The following is a 21341-nucleotide window of genomic DNA, read 5'->3' on the forward strand; positions in this document are numbered from 1 at the left end:
GCCATGCCCCCGGCCAGCACATCGCCGTGGATGCCGGAACTGTGCCGCCTGCCGCGGCTGGCGGCGATGCTCGGCCTGGCCCAGCTGGTGGTGGTGGTGCTGGCGCTGGCGCCCGATGGCAGCCGCCACTGGACCTTCGGCGAGCTGCTGTCGGCCAGCGGCTTCGCGCTGTGGCTGGCGCTGGCGGTGACCGCCAGCCTGTGCCTCCTGCGGCAGGCACTGTCGAGGCTGCCGCCGGTGCTGGGCGCTGTCGCGGCGATCGTGCTGGCGACCCTGATCGCGGTGGTCTGTGCCGGCATCGTGCATGCACTGTACGCGGTACTGGGCGACAACTTCGCCCGCGGCATCAGCTTCTGGCGCTTCACCCTGGGCAGTGCGGCAACCACGGCACTGATCGCCGCGCTTGCCCTACGCTACTTCTATGTGAGCGATCGCTGGGCAGCGCAGGTGCAGGCCAACGCGCGTGCCCAGGCCGATGCGCTGCAGGCGCGGATCCGGCCGCACTTCCTGTTCAACAGCATGAACCTGATCGCCAGCCTGCTGCATCGCGATCCGGCGGTGGCCGAACGCGCGGTGCTGGATCTGTCCGATCTGTTCCGTGCTGCCCTCGGCGCGGGCGAGGGCGACTCCACCCTGCGTGACGAATGCGAGCTGGCCGAGCGCTATCTGTCGATAGAGTCGCTGCGCCTCGGCGAGCGTCTGCAGGTGCGCTGGCAGCGCGATGAGCCGCTGCCGTGGGACCTGCCACTGCCGAGGCTGGTACTGCAGCCGCTGGTGGAAAACGCAGTGCTGCATGGCATTTCGCGGCTGCCCGAAGGCGGCACCATCGAATTGCAGCTGGTGCGCGAGGGCAGCGAGCTGCAGATCCGCGTGCGCAATCCCGCGCCCGATCCGCAGGCGCCGGGGTTGGCGCTGGCGCGTGGTGCCGGCCATGCCCAGCACAGCATCGCTCATCGGCTGGCCTGGCGCTTCGGCGCCGCCGCGCGGATGACGGCTGGCTGGAGCGAGGGCTACTATGCCTGCCAGGTGACAGTGCCGATCCAGTGAGGGGACGACCGTGAGGGTAGTCATCGCCGATGACGAACCGCTGGCGCGGGAACGCCTGCGCAGCCTGCTGGCGGCGCAGGACGGGGTGGACGTGGTGGCCGAGGCCGGCAACGGCGAGCAGGCCCTGCATGCGTGCGCGGAGCTGCAGCCGGACCTGGTCCTGCTGGATATCGCCATGCCCGGGCTGGACGGCCTGGAAGCCGCCCGCCACCTGGCCAGCTTCGAGCCGCGCCCGGCGGTGGTGTTCTGCACGGCTTATGACGCGCATGCGCTGTCGGCGTTCGAGGCGGCGGCCATCGATTACCTGATGAAGCCGGTGCGTGCCGAGCGACTGGCGGCAGCGATCGCACGTGCACGCACGTTCCTGGCCGGCCGCGACGGCCAGCCGCAGGACAGCGGCGGGCAGCAGGCCCGCAGCATGCTGTGCGCACGCCTGCGTGGCAGCCTGCGGCTGATCCCGCTGGACGACATCCACTACCTGCAGGCGGAAGAGAAGTACGTGGTGGTGCACCATGCGCGCGGCGAGGACCTGATCGAGGAGTCGCTGAAGTCGCTGGAGGAAGAGTTCGCCAGCCGCTTCATCCGCATCCATCGCAACTGCCTGGTGGCGCGCCACGAGCTGGTGGAGCTGCGTCGAGGCTCGGGTGGTCAAGTGCAGGCGGTGCTGCGGCATGGCAAGCAGCCGCTGGAAGTCAGCCGCCGCTGCGTGGCGACGCTGAAGCAGGAACTGCGGCATCTGTGAGTGGTCCCGCGCGGCCTGCGGCCGCGACTGCTATGAAATCAACAGCAACAGCAACAGCGGGTCATGGCTCGTTGTTTCTACGTGCTGGGTTGGGCCGGGGTGGGGCGGCGGGACACGCTGCAAGTACATCCATGTAAGCTCGATGGCGCCATCCATGGCGCCAACGGTCCCGCCGCCCCACCCCGGCCCAACCCTCTCGTTCTTCAACGCATCGGACAGCAAGAGCATTGTTGTTATCGGCTTGGAAAGAGGGGTCAGATCCCTTTTCCTGCGGAAAAGGGATCTGACCCCGGAAGCCGTCGGCTGTTGCTTTTGCTTCTGCTTTTTTCTTTTGATCTTCCGTGGCTGACGCGCACTGAAGCTGTCAGAGGTCGGGCGGGGTGGGCTGCGCAGGGGCGTGAGCCGCATGGATGCGGCGACCGAGCTTACATGGACGTACTTGCAGCGTCCCCTGCGTGGCCCACCCCGCCCGGCCACGCGCGGCTGTTGCTTTCATGACCCCTCCACCAGCCACGAGGGGCTCCGCCGTTGGCCGTATCCGCGCCGGAGGCGCGATAATGACCGGATGGAAACCGTCCGCATCGCCACCCGCAAGAGCCCGCTCGCCCTCTGGCAGAGCGAACACGTCGCCGACCGCCTGCGCCAGGCCCATCCCGGCTTGCATGTGGAACTGGTGCCGATGAGCACCCGCGGCGACGAAGTGCTCGACCGTTCGCTGGCCGCCATCGGTGGCAAGGGCCTGTTCCTGAAGGAGCTGGAGCTGGCCATGCTGCGCGGTGAGGCCGACTGCGCCGTGCACTCGCTGAAGGATGTGCCGATGGAACTGGACGAACCCTTCGCGCTGCCGGCGATGCTGACCCGCCACGATCCAGCCGATGGCTTCGTCTCCAACCTGTACGCCTCGCTGGACGCGCTGCCGATCGGTGCGCGGGTCGGCACCTCATCGCTGCGCCGCCAGGCCCAGCTGCGCGCGCTGCGCCCGGATCTGGAATTGCTGGACCTGCGCGGCAACGTCAACACCCGCCTGGCCAAGCTCGACAATGGTGGTTACGACGCCATCGTGCTGGCCGTGGCCGGCCTGGAGCGTCTGGGTCTGGGCGAGCGCATCGTCGCGCGCCTGCAACCGCCGCAGTGGCTGCCGGCCCCGGCGCAGGGCGCGGTGGCGGTGGAGTGCGATGGTGGCAATGCGCGGCTGATGGCGTTGTTCGCCCCGCTTGATGACGCGGCCACGCGTGCCTGCGTGGAAGCCGAGCGGGCGATGAACCGTGCGTTGCATGGCAGCTGCCACGTGCCGGTGGCGGCCATCGCGCAGTGGCAGGGCGACGACCTGCACCTGCAGGGGCTGGTTGGCAGCGCCAGCGATGGCCGTGCCGTGCGTGCCGAGGCGGTGGGTCCGGCCAGTGACGCGGAAGCGCTGGGCCAGCGCGTGGCGAAGCTGCTGCTGGATGAGGGCGCCGGCGAGCTGCTGAACGTCTGAGCCACCGCAGGTAGTGCCGGCCGCTGGCCGGCAACCTCGTGGCCCAGTTGAATGCAGTTGCCGGCCAGCGGCCGGCACTACCGGAAGAAGAACGGGCGCCCTGGCGCCCGTTCTGCTTATTTGAACTTGTAGACCACGTTCATCGTGGTCAGCGTATCGGTCTTGCGCTTGTCCTCGGCCACGTCACTGTTGTAACGCGCCTGCCAGCCGGCCTTCAGCGCCAGGTGCTCGTTCATGCTCACCGACACGCCGAAGTCGTTCTGGCCGAAGGTGTTGTACGAACCGGATTCGACCAGCAGGGTGTTGACCAGGTCGGTGTTGTCGGTCAGCGAGTACTTCATGTCGAACAGGCCGCGGCCGATCATGCCGGTGCGGGTGCGGTCGTCCTCGGTGCTGTGGGTGCGGCGCACACCGGGGCCGATCTGCGCGTCGAACGAGAAGCGCTCGGTGTTCCACAGGCGGGTGCCGTAACCCAGACCGAACGAGCTCTGGCGGTCGTAGGTGGCGAAGTCGTCGCGCTCGGTACGCACCGTGGCCGTCAGCTGGCGGTGCTCGCCCAGCTGCAGCGCGCTGCCGGCACTGCCGGTGTAGCGGTTGGCGGTGGTGTTGTTGCGGCGGGTGGTGGTGCCGTCGTCGCGGGTCTCGGTCACCTTGGAGCTGGAACGCAGGCCGGCCAGGTCCATGCTGTGCACCCAGTCGCCGTCGGTGTAGCGCAGGCGCAGGCGGCCGTTGAAGCTCTCGGTGCTGCTGTTGCCGCGTGCCGAGGCGAAGCCGAGCTCGCCGCCACTGCCGCTCCACGGCGAAGACATCGCCGCCAGTTCGGAGGCATCCTGTGCATACGCGAGCGGCGCGCACAGCAGCAGGGGGATCAGCAGGGACACGCGCAGGGACATCGGGGCTTCTCCGAAGCGGTTGACAGCCGGTGATGATACTGGAAGCGTGATGGCGGTCAGAATCGATCCAAGGCGCGCTTCAGCAGACGTTGCCGCGGACGCCTATTCAGGGCAGATCGATACGCAATGCCGGGTCGTTGAAGCGCGAATAGCGCAGGCGCAGCTGGAAATTGCGGCCGTTGCTGCTGCCGCTGCGCACGATCTGCCGTGGCAGGCCCTGGGCGTCCACCCAGTATTCCAGGCGTTCGCCGGCCTGCGCGCCGCGCAGGCGGTAGTGACGGGTCTCGACTCCATCCAGCGATTGGCTGCCCAGGTCTTCGGCCTGCAGCTCGGCAGGCAGGGCGTCGGCCGGCAAGGGATTGCGCCACTGCTCCAGCAGGCCCGGCGGGGTGGGAACCTGGCGGATCGCACCGTCGGCCTGCAGGAACATGGTGTCGCCAATGATCGTCTGCGGCCCGCCCGGGGTCTGCACCCGGAAGCGGTCGGGGGCGACGAAGTCCATGGCACTGCGCACCGGCTGCGGCGCGCCCAGCACCTCCAGCTCGGCATGGAAACTGCCCAGGGCCGCAAAGCGTTGGCTGGCGCCCAGTACGGCCTGGGCCGGATCTGCCGCGGGCACGGGGGCTTCGGTCCTGGCCGGCGCCGGTGCGCGATCACAGGCAGCCAGCAGCAGGCAGGCCAGCAGGGACAGGGCGGGCAACCGGCGCATCGGGCATTCCATGGGGGTGGGGGCGACCACGATAGCCCAAACGTCCCACACAAGACCCGCGACTCGGACATAATCGGGGGTATGGACCGATACGAACGCATCACCGCCCTGCATCGTCTGCTCAAGTCCGCGCGCTATCCGGTGACGGTGGCGACTCTGCAGGACAAGCTCGGTTGTTCCCGTGCCACCGTCTACCGCGACCTGGCCTTCCTGCGCGATGCGCTGATGGCACCGATCGAGGGCGACGGCGAGGCTGGCTTCCGCTACCAGGCCGACGAGAGCGACCGCTTCGAACTGCCTGGCCTGTGGCTCAGCTCGGAGGAGCTGCACGCCCTGCTGGCCTCGCAGCACCTGCTGGCGCGTACCGGCGGCGGCGTGCTGTCCTCGGTGCTGGCGCCGCTGCAGCAGCGTATCGAGAGCCTGCTGGCTGCCCAGGCCGGTGTCTCCAACTGGCCGGTGGATCGTGTGCGGGTAATCCCGCACCGCGGCCGCAAGTTCGATGAAGGCAGCTTCCGCAGCGTGGCCTCGGCGGTGCTGGAGCGCCGCCAGCTGGCGTTCGAGTACCGTGCCCGTTCCACCGACGAGCCGACCAAGCGCACCGTCTCGCCGCAGCGCCTGACCCATTACCGCGACAACTGGTATCTGGATGCCTGGGACCATGACCGCGAAGCCCTGCGCAGCTTCGCCGTGGACCGCATCCACAAGGCGCGCGTGGTCGACAGCACTGCCCGTGACGTCGCCGACAGCGAGCTGGACGAGCAGCTGGGTGCCAGCTACGGCATCTTCTCCGGTGCGCCGAAGGGCTGGGCGACCATCCTGTTCAGTGCCAAGGCCGCGCGCTGGGTGGCCGACGAGCATTGGCACTCCAAGCAGCAGGGCCGCTTCCTGGCCGATGGCCGCTATGAACTGAAGGTGCCGTACAGCGTCTCACGCGAACTGCTGATGGACGTGCTGCACTACGGCTCGGATGCCGAAATCGTCGAGCCGGTGATGCTGCGCGAGCAGGCCAAGGCGCTGCTCGAGCTGGCCCTGAGCAACTACGAAAAATCCTGACACTCCCCCCGAGAACTCCTCCGCCCATGAAGAAGACCCTGTTGCTGCCCCTGCTCGCCGCTGCGCTGGCCCTGACCGCCTGCGGCAAGTCCGGCGAGCCCTCGCAGAAGCTGGTGGTGGCCGCCACGGCCGTGCCGCATGCCGAGATCCTTGAGGTGGTCAAGCCGATCCTCAAGCAGGAAGGCGTGGACCTGGACGTGCGCGTGTTCAACGACTACGTGCAGCCCAACGACCAGCTGGTGCAGAAGCAGGTGGACGCCAACTACTTCCAGACCGAGCCGTACCTGGATGCCTACAACCGCGATCGCAAGACCGATCTGGTGAAGGTGATCGGCGTGCATATCGAGCCGTTCGGTGCCTATTCGCGCAAGGTCAAGTCGCTGGCCGAGCTGCGCGACGGTGCCGACGTGGTGATCCCGAACGACCCGAGCAACAACAGCCGCGCGCTGATCCTGCTGCACAAGGCCGGCGTGATCGAGCTGAAGGATCCGGCCAACGCGCTGTCGACCCTGCGTGACATCACCGCCAACCCGAAGAACCTGAAGTTCCGCGAGCTGGACTCGGCGATGCTGCCGCGCGTGCTGGACCAGGTCGACCTGGCCCTGATCAACACCAACTACGCGCTGGATGCGGGCCTCAACCCGACCAAGGATGCACTGGCGATCGAGAGCAAGGACTCGCCGTACGTGAACTTCCTGGTCGCGCGGCCGGACAACAAGGACGACGCCCGCGTGCAGAAGCTGGCCAAGGCCCTGACCAGCCCGCAGGTGAAGGCTTTCATCGAGACCAGGTACAAGGGCGCGGTGCTGCCGGCGTTCTGACCGGCGCTACGGACGTTCTGGCCATGCGGTCGTGCCGGCCACTGGCCGGCAATCTGCAAACGCCGCCAAGGATCATGGGGTTGCCGGCCAGCGGCCGGCACGACCTTCAGTCGACGTGGAAGGCGAGGGTGGCCGCCACGGCCTGCTGCCAGCCTGCATAGAGTTTCTCGCGGCGCGCCACTTCCATCTGTGGCTCGAAGCGCCGGTCCAGGCCCCATTGCGCGGCGATCTGCTCGCGGCTGGACCAGAACCCGACGGCCAGACCGGCCAGGTAGGCCGCGCCCAGCGCGGTGGTCTCGGTCAGCCGCGGCCGCAGCAGAGGCACCCCAAGGATGTCGGCCTGGAAGCCGGCCAGGAAATCGTTGCCGATCGCACCGCCGTCGGCGCGCAGTTCGGTCAGCGCGATGCCCGCATCGGACTGCATCGCATCAAGCACGTCGCGGGTCTGGTAGGCCATCGCCTCCAGCGCGGCACGCACGAAGTGTGCCTTGCGGGTGCCACGGGTCAGGCCGAACATCGCGCCGCGCACATCGCTGCGCCAGTAGGGCGCGCCCAGACCGACGAATGCCGGCACCAGATACGCGCCGCCGCTGTCCGGCACCTGCGCTGCCAGTGCCTGGCTGTCGCTGGCACGCTCGATCATGCGCAGGCCGTCACGCAGCCACTGCACCACCGAGCCGGCGATGAAGATCGAGCCTTCCAGTGCATATTCCACGCGCCCGTCCAAGCCCCAGGCAATGGTCGTCAGCAGGCCGTTGCGCGAGCGCACCGCCTGCGTGCCGGTGTGCATCAGCATGAAGCAGCCGGTGCCATAGGTGTTCTTGACCATGCCCGGCTGGAAGCAGGCCTGGCCGAACAGCGCCGCCTGCTGGTCTCCGGCGATGCCGGCGATCGGGATGGGGTGGTCGAAGAAGAACTGCGGCCGGGTGTGCGCATACACCGTGCTGGAATCGCGCACCTGCGGCAGCATCGCGCGGGGTATGTCCAGCAGCGCCAGCAGGTCGTCATCCCAGTCCAGCGTGTGGATGTTGAACAACAGGGTGCGTGCGGCGTTGCTGTAGTCGGTCACATGCGCCTGGCCGCCACTGAGGTTCCATACCAGCCAGCTGTCGATGGTGCCGAACAGCAGCTCGCCACGCTCGGCGCGTTGCTGCGCACCTTCCACGTGGTCGAGGATCCAGCGCACCTTGGTGGCGGAAAAATAGGCGTCGATCAGCAGGCCGGTGCGTTCGCGGACCAGTGCCTCATGCCCGTCGCACTTCAGTCGCTCGCAGATGGCATGGCTCTGCCGCGACTGCCAGACGATGGCATTGTGGATCGGCTGGCCGGTGGCGCGGTCCCAGACCACGGTGGTCTCGCGCTGGTTGGTGATGCCCAGCGCGGCGATATGACGCGGGTCGATCTGTTCGCGGCTGAGCAGTTCGGTCAGCGTGGCATAGACACTGGTGAGGATCTCGCGCGGGTCATGCTCGACCCAGCCGGGTTGCGGGAAGATCTGCGCGAACTCGCGCTGCGCACTGCCGACGATGTCGCCAGCACGGTCGAACAGGATTGCGCGCGAACTGGTGGTGCCCTGGTCGATGGCCAGCACGTAGCGGGGCGTCATGCAGCGTCTCCGGTGGCGATGGGGAAATCCTAATGCATCGATCGCGTCGCGCGCGGCCACCCTGGTAGCTGCCAACCTTGGTTGGCACACGCGGCAACACGGGGGTCAGGGCCCTTTCCCTGGGAAAGGGATCCGACCCCCCATCCACGCCTGCAGCCGCGCCACCTGCGCCGCATCCAGCCGCAGCCCCAGCTTGCTCCGCCGCCACAGCACGTCCTCGGCGCTACGCGCCCATTCGTGGTCGCGCAGGAAAGCCACTTCCCGCGCATGCAGGCCGCCGCCAAAGTCCTCGCCGAGATCGTTCATACCCCGCAGGCTGTGCAGCAGCTCCGCGCTGCGGCTGCCGTAGGCGCCGGCCCAGCGGCGCGCAATCTCTGCGGGCAGCCACGGTGCCAGTGCCTGCAGGCGCGAGCACGCCTGCGTGGCGTCGCCCCAGTCGCTGCCCGGCAGTGGGTGGCCCGTTGCCGTCCATGCCGGTCCCATCTGCGGCAGGGCGGGGCGCAGCAGGTCCAGCGCTTCTTCGGCCAGCACGCGGTACGTGGTCAGCTTGCCGCCCAGCACATGCAGCGCGGGCGCCGGGCCGGACTGCAACTGCAGGCGGTAGTCACGGCTCAGCTTCGCTGCACGCGGATCTGGATCGGCAAGTAGCGGGCGTACCCCTGCGAACTGCCAGACCACGTCCTGCGGGGTGATCGGCTCGCGCAGGTAGTGGTTGGCGGCCTCGCACAGGTAAGCCACCTCCGAAGGCAGCACGCTGCACCGGGCCGGGTCGCCACGGTAGTCGGTGTCGGTGGTGCCGACCAGCAGGTGGTCGTGGGCGAACGGCAGCAGGAACACCACGCGGCCATCGGGCTGCTGAAGCAGGCAGGCGCTGTCGTCGGGCCAGGGCCGGCGCAGCACGATGTGGCTGCCCTGTACCAGGCGCAGGGCGGGGCCGCCATCGCGCGCCTGCATACGTTCCAGCAGGCCTCCTGCCCAAGGGCCGGCTGCATTGGCAACGGCCTGGGCGATCACCGTTTGCTGCCGGCCGTCGGTGGCTTCCAGCGTGGCCTGCCAACGGCCCAGCACAGGGCGCAGTTCAATGCAGCGGCTGCGCACATGTACCCGTGCGCCACGCCGGGCGGCATCCAGCGCATTGAGCAGTACCAGCCGCGCGTCATCGACCTGCGCATCGGCGTAGCTGAAGGCCTGCCGCAGCGCCGGGGAGAGCCAGGGGCCGAGCGGGTCGCGTTGCAGGTCCAATGCGCGCGAGGCGGGAAAACTCGGGCTGCGCCGGCCGAGATGGTCATACAGCCACAGGCCCGCGCGCAGCATCCAACGCGGTCGCAGGTGGGGTTCCCATGGCAGCACGAAGCGCAACGGACGGACCAGATGGGGGGCCTGCCCCCGCACCACTTCGCGTTCACCCAGTGCCTTGCGCACCAGTCCGAACTCGCCCTGTTCAAGGTAGCGGAGGCCGCCGTGGATCAGTTTGCTGCTGGCGCTGGAGGTGTGCGCGGCCAGGTCATCCTGCTCGCACAACAGCACCCGCAGGCCGCGGCCGGCCGCATCACGGGCGATGCCGGCGCCGTTGATGCCGCCACCGATCACCAGCAGGTCGACGTCGTCCATCGCGTCTCCGTGTCCTGTGTGTGCGTAGAGTCGACTGTCAGTTGACTGCCTTTTGTAGAGTCGAGCCATGCTCGACTTTTGAAAGAGCAGTCGACTGGCAGTCGACTCTACAGAACGCGGGTGACGGAAACGACGACGGGCCCCGCAGGGCCCGTCGCGTTACATCAGTGAAGCCGGTGCTGCCTGGATCAGAAGCGGGCACCGATGCCGAAGCCGACGGTCCACGGATCCATCTTGGCCTCGCCGATCTTCTCGCCGCCGACCTTCACGTCCGGACGCGAACGCATGTAGCGGGCATCGGCACGGGCGAACCAGGTGGAGTTGATGTTCATGTCCACGCCGACGGTGCCGATCACGCCCTTGGCGTCCTTGAGGCGGATGTCGGAGCTGCTGCCGTCGGCCAGCGTTTCATTGCTGAAGCTGGACTGGTAGTAGCCCACGCCCACGAACGGACGGAACACGTTGTCAGCCTGGCCGAAGTGGTACTGGCCGCTCAGCGCGACCGGCTGCTGCTCGACGTTGCCCAGGCGGGCATTGTTCGGGCCCTTCACCTTGTGGTCGAACTTGTCGGCGGCGCCCCACAGTTCAACGGCCCAGTTGTCGTTGATGTAGTAGCTGAAGCTGACGGTCGGCGCCGGGCCACCATCGACCTTCTTGATGCCGTCGATCGGATCATTCTTCGGCTGCAGCAGCGCGACGCCGCCAACCACGGCAAAATGCTTGCCCGAAGCGGTATCGGTGGAGCTGCTGTCCTGGGCGAAAGCAGCCGGCGCGAAGGCGGCGGAGGTCAGCAGGGCGAGACTCAGGATACGGATGGAGCGCATGGGGGTATCTCCTAATGTTTCTTGTTTTGGGCCCCCGGTTGCGGGGCGAGCACACCGTAGTCGCCTCAACATGAATCGAATCCGACGCGCGTTAAAAAATAGTTTTCCTTGTTCAGCGATCAGCGCGAAAAGCCTGTATCCATGGGGTTTCTGGTCGTCAGTGGCATTCATTCAGTTGGAGAAGATGTGAGCGCGGCAACGCTGTGCGTCGGCCTGCAAGCGCAGGTGAACGTGGATTGCAGGGTGCTGCTGCTGGGTTCGATGCCAGGCGTGGCATCCCTCCAGGAGCAGCGTTACTACGCGCATCCGCGCAACCGCTTCTGGCCGCTGATGGCCGATATCTGCGGTTTCGACGCGGCTCTGCCCTATGTGCAACGGCTGCAGGCGTTGAACGCCGCGGGCATCGGCCTGTGGGATGTGATCGGCCGCTGCGAGCGGCGCGGCAGCCTGGATGCCGACATCGTGCGTGGCACGGAAGTGGCCAATGCGCTGCCGGAACTGATCGCCACGCTGCCTGAGCTGAAGCTGATCGGCTGCAATGGTGGTGCCTCGCTGCAGGCATTCCAGCGCTGGGTGCTGCCACGGCTGGAAACCCCGCCGAAGCTGGTCGCATTGCCGTCGACCAGCCCTGCCAATGCGGCGTGGTCGTTGCCGCGCCTGCGGCAGGCCTGGCAGCCGGTGGCCGACGCGCGGGCGACATGAAGCGGACATCGTCCGGACAATACGCTACCGACTGGTCGCGGCCGCGACCCATGGGCAACAGCCTGTCCCGGCTGCGTGCGTACTGAAAACACCTGTAACGGTTGGCGCTGGCCCCCGCTGGCCGCACAATAGACGTTTCCCTACACCAGATTGCCGGAGTTATCCCCATGGCCGAAATCAAGGAAGCACTTGTCCCCGATATCGGTGACTACAGCGATATCCCGGTAATCGAGGTGCTTGTCGCCGTCGGCGACACGGTCAAGAAGGACCAGGGCCTGGTGACGCTGGAAAGCGACAAGGCGACCATGGAAGTGCCGTCCTCGGTGGCGGGCGTGGTCAAGGAACTGAAGGTCAAGGTCGGCGACAGCCTGTCCGAAGGCAAGGTCGTGGCCCTGATCGAAGTGGCCGCAGGCGAAGCCGAAGCCGCCAAGCCGGCGGCTGCCGCGCCGGCCAAGGCCGCTGCCCCGGCTGCCGCTACCCAGAGCGCGCCGGCTCCAGCCGCAGCTGCGCCGGCCGCTCCGGCTGCCAGCGGTGGTGCGGTTGAAGCGCTGGTGCCGGACATCGGCGACTACTCCGGCATTCCGGTCATCGAAGTGCTGGTCGCCGTCGGCGACACGGTCAAGAAGGACCAGGGCCTGGTCACGCTGGAAAGCGACAAGGCCACCATGGAAGTGCCGTCGTCGGTGGCCGGCGTGGTCAAGGAGATCAAGGTCAAGGTCGGCGACACTCTGTCGCAGGGCAATGTGGTCGCCATCATCGAGGCCGAGGGCGCTGCCGCGCCGGCGCCGACCAAGGCGGCCGCTGCGGCCGCTCCGGCTGCCGCCGAGACCGCCACCAAGGTCGAGCCGGTCGCTGTGCCGGTGCAGCCGGACAAGCTGGCGGCCCGCGAGATCGCCTCGGCCGGTACCCCGTCCAGCCCGCCGGTGCAGTTCAACGCCGATGGCGTGCTGCCCGCCAAGGTGCCGTATGCCACCCCGGCGGTGCGTGTGTTCGCCCGCGAACTGGGCGTGGACCTGCTGCAGATCAACGGCACCGAGAAGGGTGGCCGCATCACCAAGGGTGACGTGCAGAAGTTCGTCAAGGCCGCGCTCAGTGGTGGCGTGCCGGCTGCCGGCGGTACTGCTGTCGCTGCCGGTGGTGGCCTGAACCTGCTGCCGTGGCCGAAGGTCGACTTCAGCAAGTTCGGCGAGACCGAAGTGCAGCCGCTGTCGCGCATCAAGAAGATCTCCGGTGCGAACCTGGCCCGCAACTGGGCGATGATCCCGCACGTCACCCAGTTCGAGCAGGCCGACATCACCGACCTGGAAGGCCTGCGCGTGGCGCTGAACAAGGAGAACGAGAAGGCCGGCATCAAGCTGACCATGCTCGCCTTCCTGATCAAGGCCAGCGCCGCAGCGCTGAAGAAGTTCCCGGAGTTCAACGCCTCGCTCGATGCCAGCGGTGAAAACCTTACCCTGAAGAAGTACTTCCACATCGGCTTCGCCGCCGACACGCCGAACGGCCTGGTCGTGCCGGTGATCCGCGACGTGGACAAGAAGGGCGTGGTGCAGATCGCGCAGGAAACCGGCGAACTGGCCAAGAAGGCGCGCGACGGCAAGCTCGGCCCGGCCGACATGAGCGGCGGCTGCTTCTCGATCAGCTCGTTGGGCGGCATCGGCGGCACCGCGTTCACCCCGATCGTCAATGCACCGGAAGTGGCCATCCTCGGTGTCTCCAAGTCGTCCATCCAGCCGGTCTGGAACGGCAAGGAATTCGCACCGAAGCTGATGCTGCCGCTGTCGCTGAGCTACGACCACCGCGTCATCGACGGCGCCCTGGCCGCACGCTTCACCACGTACCTGTCCCAGGTACTGGCCGACATGCGCCGCGTGCTGCTGTAAGGCACCCGCTTCGCCCCCACCGTGCGGCCGCAGCCCCTGGCGCGGCCGCGTGAACAGATGCAGTGACAGCCCACCGGCCATGCCGGGCGGGCATGAGGAAAACCCACCATGGCCACGATTGAAGTCAAGGTTCCCGACATCGGCGATTACAGCGATGTGCCGGTGATCGAAGTGTTGGTCGCCGTCGGCGACACGGTGAAGAAGGACCAGGGTCTGGTGACCCTGGAATCGGACAAGGCCACCCTGGAAGTGCCGTCCTCGGCTGCCGGCGTGGTCAAGGAGATCAAGGTCAAGCTGGGCGACACCCTGTCCGAAGGCGCCGTGGTCGTGGTGCTGGACGCTGAAGGCGCCGCCGAAGCCCCGGCCAAGGCCGCTGCGCCGGCTCCGGCTGCAGCCGCTCCGGCCAGCAAGCCGCCGGTGACCCCGTCGCACCGCGCCCCGGCCGAACCGGCTGCGCCGAAGCCGGCGCTGTCCAGCGGCAAGCCGGCCGACATCGAATGCGAGATGGTCGTGCTGGGCTCGGGCCCGGGCGGCTACACCGCCGCCTTCCGCGCTGCCGACGTCGGTCTGGATACGGTGCTGGTCGAACGCTACGCCAGCCTCGGCGGCGTCTGCCTCAATGTGGGCTGCATTCCGTCCAAGGCGCTGCTGCACGCCGCAGCGGTCATCGACGAAGTGGCCCACGCGGGTGATTTCGGCGTCGAATTCGGCAAGCCGACCATCACCCTGGACAAGCTGCGCGAGTACAAGGAAAAGGTCGTCAACCAGCTGACCAAGGGCCTGGCCGGCATGGCCAAGCAGCGCAAGGTCCGCAGCGTGCAGGGCGTCGGCAAGTTCATCTCGGCCAACGAGCTGGAAATCACCGCTGCTGACGGCAGCACCCAGCTGCTGCGCTTCCAGAAGTGCATCATCGCCGCCGGTTCGCAGGCGGTGAAGCTGCCGAACTTCCCGTGGGACGACAAGCGCGTGATGGATTCCACCGACGCGCTGGAGCTGGCCGAAGTGCCGGGCTCGCTGCTGGTCGTCGGCGGCGGCATCATCGGCCTGGAAATGGCCACCGTGTACAGCGCGCTGGGCAGCAAAGTCACCGTGGTCGAGTTCATGGACCAGCTGATGCCGGGCGCCGACAAGGACCTGGTCAAGCCGCTGGCCGACCGCCTGAAGAAGCAGGGCATCGAAGTGCACCTGAAGACCAAGGCCTCGGGCGTCACCGCCGATGCCAAGGGCATCACCGTCACCTTCGACGCCGCCGAGGAAGGCCAGGCGCCTGCGCTGGCGCAGGGCACCTTCGACCGCGTGCTGGTGGCCGTGGGCCGTTCGCCGAACGGCAGGAAGATCGATGTCGAGAAGGCCGGCGTGCAGGTCACCGACCGTGGCTTCATCCCGGTCGACCGCCAGATGCGCACCAACGTGCCGCACATCTTTGCCATCGGCGACATCGTCGGCAACCCGATGCTGGCCCACAAGGCCACGCATGAGGGCAAGCTGGCCGCCGAAGTGGCTGCTGGGCACAAGAAGGAATGGGTGGCCCGCGTGATTCCGTCGGTGGCCTATACCAACCCGGAAATCGCCTGGGTTGGCGTGACCGAGACCGAAGCCAAGGCCAAGGGCCTGAAGGTCGGCGTGGCCAAGTTCCCGTGGGCCGCCAGTGGCCGCGCGATCGGCATCGGCCGCACCGAGGGCTTCACCAAGCTGATCTTCGACGAAGAAACCCACCGCATCATCGGCGGTGCGATCGTCGGCGTGCACGCCGGTGACCTGCTGGCCGAGATCGGCCTGGCGATCGAGATGGGTGCGGAGGCGGAAGACATCGGCCACACCATCCATGCCCACCCGACGCTGAGCGAGTCGGTGGCGATGGCGTCGGAAATCTACGACGGCACGATCACCGATCTGTACATGCCGAAGAAGAAGTAAGGCGCCCGCGCCGTTCCGAACGAAAAGCCCTGGCATCTGCCGGGGCTTTTTGTTTCTCCGCTCCGGATTTTTGCGAGCGGTGGGGCCGCTGCGCGGGTGGCAGGTGTTTGGACAAATGTCCCCCGCCGCCCGCCTGCGGCGGTCGCCTCCTCCTTTACTTTGTCCAAACGCCTGCCACCCGCGCAGCGGCTCGGCTTGCGGATAGTCAGAGCCAGTGCCAAAGCCGCCCGGATTCCTGACACGCGGGGGGAGAGGGGCTTGTGTGCGAAGTAAAGGAGGAGGCGTCGGCCGTAGGCCGGCGCCGGGGGACATTCGCACGCAAGCCCCTCTCCCCCCGCGCTCGACCAACCTGCTTCTCTGCTCGACGATGCCACAAAAAACGCGGCCCCGATGTTCCGGAGGCCGCGCCAGGAGAGAGGGTGCCGTGGAAGGGGCGGGGGATCAGAACACGAAGCTGATACCGGCCACCGGGCCCTTGAATTCCTGCTTCAGGCCGACAGTACCGTCGCTGCCCTTCTTGTCCACGTCCAGCTTGAACCAGTCGTAGCCGGCGAACACGCCGAAGTTCTTGGTGAAGCGGTAATCGACGATGGCATTGGCGCGGCTCAGGTCGCCCTTGTAGTCATCGAAGCTGCCCCAGCGCGTGTTGAGGTACTGGCCCTGCAGCGTGATCATCCAGCGCTCGGACGGAGTGAAGGTCATGCGGGCGCCCACCACGGGTGCCACGCCATCGGCCTTCTCGTCGAGGAACTGGCCTTCGTACACCGTGCCCAGGTCGGCGTAGCCCTTGGTGCTGACCTTGGCGTATTCGCCACCGATCTGCAGGCCGAGGTCGAAGGTGTCGGTATCAACCACCGAGTAGTCATAGACCAAGCTGGCCACCTGGTACTTCAGCTCACCCTTCACGAAGCTGCCGGCCGGCACGTTCTCACCGCCGAAGGAAATGCCCTGGTCGAGGGTCTCGCGGCGGTCCTTGTCGTACTTGAAGTAGTTGAACAGGAGGCGCTGACGGTTGCTGATGCGGAACATGCCGTCGATGCGCGGCTCCCATTCCTTGCCACCCAGCTTGAAGTCCTGGTTCAGGGAGATGTCCTGGCCGGCCACGGTGGTGCTGCCGCGGAGGGTGTTGTCCGAATCGATGTTCATCGCACCCAGACGGATGGCAAAGCGGTCATCGCCTTCGGCGGCGTGGGCCGCATTGGCGAACGAGGCGCCGGCAGCGAGCAGGGAGAGGGCGAGCAGGGTGGGTACGGGGCGCATCGAAGAGTCCTTGCAGTGGTTCATCAGAATGAAGGCCACTGTGCCGGACAGGCCCGTCCACCATGCGTGAACGTATGGTCCATGGCATGTGTACGGTTCAGTGCTGTCGCGACGATGCAAAAAGATGGCCCCGGAGCCGGGCTTCGGGGCCATCGTGGGACCTGCGGGGCGGAGCCGACGAGGATGCTGCAGGCAGGTCGAATGATCGGACCGGCATGTCTGACGAAAGTTCCGCAGCCTGCGACCAAAGTTCAATAGTGCGTCGCAACATGGTGCGGACGTCATTGTCCCCCTGGTGGCACGCAAAAATGTAACCGTTACCGCAACTTGCGGCTTCCAGGGATGAACAGGGAGCGGTTGTCTCGCAAATTGTCCCATTGCTATAATTTGGCGGCTCGATGAGGCCCCCCTGCTGTAGCCGCCTCAGCCCTCCACTTGCAACCACGCGGGACGTCCTGTGCTGAACTCCGTTGATGCGGGTCGGCGACTGATGCTGCGCGCCGCGGTCTACCCGCTGGCCGCAGTGGCTGTCCTGGCCCTGGCCTTCCTGCTGGTAGGTCCGAAATACGCCCTCGGCGCGCTGGCGTCCGGTGTGGCCATTTCGGCCGGTGGCTGGGTGGCGGCACGGATGGCACTGGGCGGTGGGGCACTGGCCGCAGGATCGGCGATGGCTCGCCTGATCATTGCGATCGTGGCCAAGTGGGTCGTGGTTTTCGGCGTCCTGCTGGTGGGGTTCCTGGTCTTCAAGCTGCCTGCATTGGCGCTGTTGGCCGGTATCGCCGTCGGCTTGATGTTCCAGGTCCTGGCGATGGCCAGGCGTTGACAGAATTCAATTAACTGAAGGTTCCGGACACATGGCGGGCGAGGCTCTAACCCCTACCAGCTACATCCAGCATCACCTGCACAACCTGACCGCGCCGGTCGGCAAGGGTGAGGGTATGTTCTGGCATATCCACGTCGATACCTTCCTCACCGCGGTCCTGATGGGCCTGGTGATCGTTGTCGCGTTCTGGCTGGGCACCCGCAAGGCCACCGCCGGCGTGCCGGGCAAGTGGCAGGCCTTCGTTGAAATCTGCCTGGAGTTCGTCGACCGCCAGGCCAAGGACACCTACCACGGCAAGAGCAAGCTGGTCACGCCGATCGCCATCACCATCTTCTTCTGGATTCTGCTGATGAATCTGCTGAAGATGATCCCGGCCGATTTCATCGCCAAGCCGCTGGAATGGGCGGGCGTGCACTACTGGAAGCCGGTCCCGACCGCTGACGTCAACGCCACCCTGGGCATGGCCATCAGCGTGTTCTTCCTGATGCTGTTCTTCGCGCTCAAGTCCAAGGGCCTGGGCGGCTTCATCAAGGAATTCCTGACGGCCCCGTTCGGCAAGTGGATGATGCCGTTCAACCTGATCCTCAACATCGTCGAGTGGCTGAGCAAGCCGATCTCGCTGGCGATGCGACTGTTCGGCAACATGTTCGGCGGCGAAATCGTGTTCCTGCTGATCTGGGTGCTGGGTGGTGCCGGTTTCTTCGGTGCCATTGCCGGTGGTGTGTTCGGCCTCGGCTGGATGCTGTTCCACCTGCTGGTGATCCCGCTGCAGGCCTTCATCTTCATGATGCTGTCGATCGTGTACCTGAGCCTGTCGGAAGACGCTCACTGAGTTTCAAGCTTCAACGCGTTTCAACCTTCATCCGTTTCATCACCCTTAGCAACTTAAGTTCCTGGAGATAACCATGTACTTCGCCGTCCTGACCAACTTCGCGCAGATTCAGAGCTCCACCGCCCTTGCCGTCGGCATCATGATCGGCCTGGCCGCGCTGGGCGCCGGTCTGGGTCTGGCCATCATGGCTGGTAAGTTCCTGGAGTCGGCCGCCCGCCAGCCGGAACTGATCCCGGTCCTGCAGGTCCGCATGTTCATCACCGCCGGCCTGATCGACGCCGCGTTCATCATCTCGGTCGCCGTTGGCCTGCTGCTGGCCTTCGCCAACCCGCTGTCGGCTGCCTTCGCTGGCGCCGTCACCAAGGCTCTGGCCGGCTGATACAGCGGTTTGAGACGACCGGGTGCTGATGCACCCGGTTTCGGATGAAGGCCGGATGTGCCGCTACGGCGGCGCGTCCACCCCGAAACCAGCGATCGAGCTAACCATGAATATCAATTTCACCCTTCTTGCGCAGGCGCTGGCCTTCGCTGGTCTGATCTGGATCATCGCGACCAAGATCTGGCCGCCGCTGATGAACGCGATCGAAGAGCGCCAGCAGAAGATTGCTGAAGGCCTCGCTGCTGCCGACCGCAGCCAGAAAGATCTGGCCCAGGCGCAGGAGAAGGTCAACGAAGCGCTGAAGGAAGCACGCACCAAGGCCAACGAGATCATCGATCAGGCCCACGCGCGTGCCAACCAGATCGTTGATGCTGCCCGTAACGAAGCGATCACCGAAGCCACCCGTCAGAAGGAACTGGCCCAGGCTGAAATCGACGCCGCCGCCAACCGTGCCCGTGAAGATCTGCGCAAGCAGGTGTCCGCGCTGGCCGTGACCGGTGCCGAAAAGCTGCTCAAGCGCGAAATCGACGCCAACGCCCACAAGGCGCTGCTCGACGAGCTGGCCTCGGAGATCTAAGGATGAGCCAGGCCCTCACGCTTGCCCGCCCGTACGCCCGCGCCGCGTTCGCGACCGCGCGCGACGAAGGCGCGTTCGCGCCGTGGTCGGACGCCCTCGCGTTCTCCGCCCACGTCGCCGCCGACCCGCGCGTGGCGGCCCTGCTCGCCAACCCGGAGCTGGGTCGTGACGACGCCGTCGCCCTGCTGGCGCCGGTGTCCCACGGCGAGACCTACTCGCGCTTCCTGGCCATCCTGGCCGAATCGCATCGTCTGCCGCTGCTGCCGGAGATTTCCGGCATGTTCGACGCACTGCGCGCCGAAGCCGAGCACGTGGTCAAGGCTACCGTCACCTCGGCCGCCGAACTGTCGGCCGGTGAGCTGGACGCGATCAAGGTCGCGCTGCGCAAGCGCTTCAACCGCGAGGTCGACGTGACCACCGCGGTCGATGCCTCGCTGATCGGCGGCGCCGTGATCGACGCCGGCGACGTGGTCATCGATGGTTCGCTGAAGGGCAAGCTGGCCCGTCTGCAGACCGCGCTCGCTAACTGAATTCATTTAACGTCCGGCCCCGCTGCCGGCACTAGGACTTGACGATGGCAACCACGCTCAACCCCTCCGAAATCAGCGAACTGATCAAGAACCGCATCGAGAAGGTCAAGCTGGCCGCGGAATCGCGCAACGAAGGCACCGTGACCAGCGTGTCCGACGGCATCGTGCGCATCTTCGGTCTGGCCGACGTGATGCAGGGCGAAATGATCGAACTGCCGAACAACACCTTCGCACTGGCCCTGAACCTGGAGCGCGACTCGGTCGGCGCCGTGGTGCTGGGTGACTACGAGCACCTGCGCGAAGGCGACGTCGCCAAGACCACCGGCCGCATCCTGGAAGTGCCGGTCGGTCCGGAACTGCTGGGCCGCGTCGTGAACGCGCTGGGCGAGCCGATCGACGGCAAGGGCCCGCTGGGCACCGACCTGACCGCTCCGGTGGAGCGTGTTGCGCCGGGCGTGATCTGGCGCAAGTCGGTCGATCAGCCGGTGCAGACCGGCTACAAGTCGGTCGACTCGATGATCCCGATCGGCCGTGGCCAGCGTGAGCTGATCATCGGTGACCGCCAGACCGGCAAGACCGCGATGGCGATCGATGCCGTGATCAACCAGAAGGGCACCGGCATCAAGTGCGTGTACGTTGCGATCGGCCAGAAGGCTTCGACCATCGCCAACATCGTGCGCAAGCTGGAAGAGAACGGCGCGCTGGCCCACACCATCGTGGTGGCCGCGACCGCTTCCGAATCGGCTGCCATGCAGTACATCAGCGCCTACTCGGGCTGCACCATGGGTGAGTACTTCATGGACCGCGGCGAAGACGCGCTGATCGTGTACGACGATCTGTCCAAGCAGGCTGTCGCCTACCGCCAGATCTCGCTGCTGCTGAAGCGCCCGCCGGGCCGTGAAGCCTACCCGGGTGACGTGTTCTACCTGCACTCCCGTCTGCTCGAGCGCGCTGCCCGCGTGTCCGAGGAATACGTCGAGAAGTTCACCGAAGGCAAGGTCACCGGCAAGACCGGTTCGCTGACCGCGCTGCCGATCATCGAAACCCAGGCCGGCGACGTGTCCGCCTTCGTTCCGACCAACGTGATCTCGATCACCGACGGCCAGATCTTCCTGGAAACCGATCTGTTCAACGCCGGCATCCGCCCGGCCGTGAACGCCGGTATCTCGGTGTCGCGCGTCGGTGGCTCGGCCCAGACCAAGATCATCAAGAAGCTGTCCGGCGGCATCCGTATCTCGCTGGCCCAGTACCGCGAGCTGGCTGCGTTCGCGCAGTTCGCATCGGACCTGGACGAAGCGACCCGCAAGCAGCTGGAGCGTGGCCAGCGCGTCACCGAGCTGATGAAGCAGAAGCAGTACGCGCCGATGTCGATCGCCAACCAGGCACTGTCGATCTACGCCGTCAACGAGGGTTACCTCGACGACGTGCCGGTCAACAAGCTGCTGGCGTTCGAAGAAGGCCTGCACGCCCACTTCGCCAACACCCAGGGCGAGCTGGTCAGCAAGGTCAACGCCACCGGCGGTTGGGACAACGACATCGAAGGTGCCTTCAAGAAGGGCATCGCCGAGTTCAAGACCACCGGCAGCTGGTAATCGCGGTCCTGTAGAGCGGAGCCGCTGGCTCCGCTGGACCAGATGACAAACGGTTGAACAACGCGG

20 protein-coding genes are annotated in these 21341 nt (G+C 66.5%); 14 read left to right on the forward strand and 6 right to left on the reverse strand.

The features are described 5' to 3' along the window. Positions 1–3: 3 nt before the first annotated feature. From AC5P78_RS03515 to hemC, 3 genes are all read left to right on the forward strand, one after another. Entirely contained in the window at positions 4–1047 is a 1044-nt protein-coding gene (locus tag AC5P78_RS03515; RefSeq protein WP_172476269.1) for a sensor histidine kinase, read from the forward strand. Between the two features lie 10 nt (positions 1048–1057). Further along, positions 1058–1789 (forward strand): LytR/AlgR family response regulator transcription factor, encoded by a 732-nt coding sequence (locus AC5P78_RS03520; RefSeq protein WP_005411148.1) that lies wholly within the window; start codon positions 1058–1060, stop codon positions 1787–1789. 565 nt (positions 1790–2354) lie between these two features. Continuing rightward, positions 2355–3266 carry a hydroxymethylbilane synthase gene (hemC, locus tag AC5P78_RS03525; RefSeq protein ID WP_414489551.1) on the forward strand — a complete coding sequence of 304 codons (912 nt, stop codon included), beginning with the start codon at positions 2355–2357 and terminating at the stop codon, positions 3264–3266. A gap of 116 nt (positions 3267–3382) precedes the next feature. On the opposite strand, the gene AC5P78_RS03530 is transcribed toward hemC, so the two are convergent. Continuing rightward, positions 3383–4159: a DUF481 domain-containing protein gene (locus AC5P78_RS03530; RefSeq protein ID WP_005411146.1), complete on the reverse strand. Its 777-nt coding sequence runs from the start codon at positions 4157–4159 to the stop codon at positions 3383–3385. Positions 4160–4265: 106 nt separating this feature from the next. Beyond that, entirely contained in the window at positions 4266–4868 is a 603-nt protein-coding gene (locus AC5P78_RS03535) for a LolA-like protein (RefSeq protein ID WP_038646374.1), read from the reverse strand. Positions 4869–4949: 81 nt separating this feature from the next. On the opposite strand from AC5P78_RS03535, the gene AC5P78_RS03540 reads away from it, so the two are divergent. Next, entirely contained in the window at positions 4950–5921 is a 972-nt protein-coding gene (locus AC5P78_RS03540; RefSeq protein WP_005411144.1) for a helix-turn-helix transcriptional regulator, read from the forward strand. 26 nt (positions 5922–5947) lie between these two features. Further along, a complete protein-coding gene (locus tag AC5P78_RS03545; RefSeq protein WP_012481327.1) occupies positions 5948–6742 on the forward strand; it encodes a MetQ/NlpA family ABC transporter substrate-binding protein in 795 nt (264 codons plus the stop codon). A 106-nt stretch (positions 6743–6848) separates the two neighbouring features. Here the strand turns inward: AC5P78_RS03545 and glpK are convergent, their stop codons facing one another. The 3 genes from glpK to AC5P78_RS03560 all read right to left on the reverse strand — a co-directional run bounded on the left by glpK (position 6849) and on the right by AC5P78_RS03560 (position 10783). Then, a complete protein-coding gene (gene glpK, locus AC5P78_RS03550) occupies positions 6849–8348 on the reverse strand; it encodes a glycerol kinase GlpK (RefSeq protein WP_005414549.1) in 1500 nt (499 codons plus the stop codon). Between the two features lie 105 nt (positions 8349–8453). Next, on the reverse strand, positions 8454–9959 hold the full coding sequence (gene glpD, locus AC5P78_RS03555) for a glycerol-3-phosphate dehydrogenase (protein ID WP_414491688.1): 1506 nt from the start codon (positions 9957–9959) through the stop codon (positions 8454–8456). Positions 9960–10147: 188 nt separating this feature from the next. Further along, positions 10148–10783, reverse strand: a complete 636-nt coding sequence (locus tag AC5P78_RS03560) for an OmpW/AlkL family protein (RefSeq protein WP_005411140.1) — start codon at positions 10781–10783, stop codon at positions 10148–10150. A gap of 186 nt (positions 10784–10969) precedes the next feature. Between AC5P78_RS03560 and AC5P78_RS03565 the strand changes: the two genes are divergently transcribed. From AC5P78_RS03565 to lpdA, 3 genes are all read left to right on the forward strand, one after another. Continuing rightward, entirely contained in the window at positions 10970–11485 is a 516-nt protein-coding gene (locus AC5P78_RS03565; protein WP_005411139.1) for a DNA-deoxyinosine glycosylase, read from the forward strand. A gap of 167 nt (positions 11486–11652) precedes the next feature. Further along, complete coding sequence (gene aceF / locus AC5P78_RS03570) at positions 11653–13365, forward strand: dihydrolipoyllysine-residue acetyltransferase (protein WP_154329612.1); 1713 nt, start codon at positions 11653–11655, stop codon at positions 13363–13365. A 108-nt stretch (positions 13366–13473) separates the two neighbouring features. Next, the gene (gene lpdA, locus AC5P78_RS03575) at positions 13474–15282 is read left to right on the forward strand and encodes a dihydrolipoyl dehydrogenase (RefSeq protein WP_165711010.1); all 1809 of its coding nucleotides are present in this window, start codon (positions 13474–13476) and stop codon (positions 15280–15282) included. A gap of 441 nt (positions 15283–15723) precedes the next feature. Here lpdA and AC5P78_RS03580 read toward each other — a convergent pair whose 3' ends face one another. Next, positions 15724–16542, reverse strand: coding sequence for a hypothetical protein (locus tag AC5P78_RS03580; RefSeq protein WP_032967007.1), 819 nt, complete (start codon positions 16540–16542; stop codon positions 15724–15726). Between the two features lie 457 nt (positions 16543–16999). Here AC5P78_RS03580 and AC5P78_RS03585 point away from each other — a divergent pair, with 457 nt between their 5' ends. The 6 genes from AC5P78_RS03585 (at position 17000) to atpA (ending at position 21275) form a co-directional block, all read left to right on the forward strand. Then, entirely contained in the window at positions 17000–17365 is a 366-nt protein-coding gene (locus AC5P78_RS03585; protein ID WP_006394654.1) for a hypothetical protein, read from the forward strand. 31 nt (positions 17366–17396) lie between these two features. After that, entirely contained in the window at positions 17397–18197 is an 801-nt protein-coding gene (atpB, locus tag AC5P78_RS03590) for a F0F1 ATP synthase subunit A (protein ID WP_005411134.1), read from the forward strand. 73 nt (positions 18198–18270) lie between these two features. After that, the gene (atpE, locus tag AC5P78_RS03595; protein WP_005411133.1) at positions 18271–18576 is read left to right on the forward strand and encodes a F0F1 ATP synthase subunit C; all 306 of its coding nucleotides are present in this window, start codon (positions 18271–18273) and stop codon (positions 18574–18576) included. 106 nt (positions 18577–18682) lie between these two features. Further along, the gene (locus AC5P78_RS03600; RefSeq protein WP_005419512.1) at positions 18683–19153 is read left to right on the forward strand and encodes a F0F1 ATP synthase subunit B; all 471 of its coding nucleotides are present in this window, start codon (positions 18683–18685) and stop codon (positions 19151–19153) included. A 2-nt stretch (positions 19154–19155) separates the two neighbouring features. Continuing rightward, entirely contained in the window at positions 19156–19683 is a 528-nt protein-coding gene (locus tag AC5P78_RS03605) for a F0F1 ATP synthase subunit delta (protein ID WP_005411131.1), read from the forward strand. 44 nt (positions 19684–19727) lie between these two features. Further along, positions 19728–21275, forward strand: a complete 1548-nt coding sequence (atpA, locus tag AC5P78_RS03610; RefSeq protein ID WP_005411130.1) for a F0F1 ATP synthase subunit alpha — start codon at positions 19728–19730, stop codon at positions 21273–21275. Positions 21276–21341 lie beyond the last annotated feature (66 nt).

This window comes from Stenotrophomonas sp. YJH_SMC_133 (assembly GCF_059370655.1).

Bases quoted from the DNA above. Each gene is read 5' to 3' on its own strand.
- hemC (WP_414489551.1), top strand. From the start codon at position 2,355: ATGGAAACCGTCCGCATCGCCACCCGCAAGAGCCCGCTCGCCCTCTGG.
- AC5P78_RS03530 (WP_005411146.1), bottom strand. From the start codon at position 4,159: ATGTCCCTGCGCGTGTCCCTGCTGATCCCCCTGCTGCTGTGCGCGCCG.
- atpB (WP_005411134.1), top strand. From the start codon at position 17,397: ATGGCGGGCGAGGCTCTAACCCCTACCAGCTACATCCAGCATCACCTG.
- lpdA (WP_165711010.1), top strand. From the start codon at position 13,474: ATGGCCACGATTGAAGTCAAGGTTCCCGACATCGGCGATTACAGCGAT.
- AC5P78_RS03605 (WP_005411131.1), top strand. From the start codon at position 19,156: ATGAGCCAGGCCCTCACGCTTGCCCGCCCGTACGCCCGCGCCGCGTTC.
- AC5P78_RS03580 (WP_032967007.1), bottom strand. From the start codon at position 16,542: ATGCGCCCCGTACCCACCCTGCTCGCCCTCTCCCTGCTCGCTGCCGGC.
- atpE (WP_005411133.1), top strand. From the start codon at position 18,271: ATGTACTTCGCCGTCCTGACCAACTTCGCGCAGATTCAGAGCTCCACC.
- AC5P78_RS03545 (WP_012481327.1), top strand. From the start codon at position 5,948: ATGAAGAAGACCCTGTTGCTGCCCCTGCTCGCCGCTGCGCTGGCCCTG.
- AC5P78_RS03535 (WP_038646374.1), bottom strand. From the start codon at position 4,868: ATGCGCCGGTTGCCCGCCCTGTCCCTGCTGGCCTGCCTGCTGCTGGCT.
- glpK (WP_005414549.1), bottom strand. From the start codon at position 8,348: ATGACGCCCCGCTACGTGCTGGCCATCGACCAGGGCACCACCAGTTCG.
- glpD (WP_414491688.1), bottom strand. From the start codon at position 9,959: ATGGACGACGTCGACCTGCTGGTGATCGGTGGCGGCATCAACGGCGCC.
- AC5P78_RS03560 (WP_005411140.1), bottom strand. From the start codon at position 10,783: ATGCGCTCCATCCGTATCCTGAGTCTCGCCCTGCTGACCTCCGCCGCC.
- AC5P78_RS03600 (WP_005419512.1), top strand. From the start codon at position 18,683: ATGAATATCAATTTCACCCTTCTTGCGCAGGCGCTGGCCTTCGCTGGT.
- AC5P78_RS03515 (WP_172476269.1), top strand. From the start codon at position 4: ATGCCCCCGGCCAGCACATCGCCGTGGATGCCGGAACTGTGCCGCCTG.
- atpA (WP_005411130.1), top strand. From the start codon at position 19,728: ATGGCAACCACGCTCAACCCCTCCGAAATCAGCGAACTGATCAAGAAC.
- aceF (WP_154329612.1), top strand. From the start codon at position 11,653: ATGGCCGAAATCAAGGAAGCACTTGTCCCCGATATCGGTGACTACAGC.
- AC5P78_RS03540 (WP_005411144.1), top strand. From the start codon at position 4,950: ATGGACCGATACGAACGCATCACCGCCCTGCATCGTCTGCTCAAGTCC.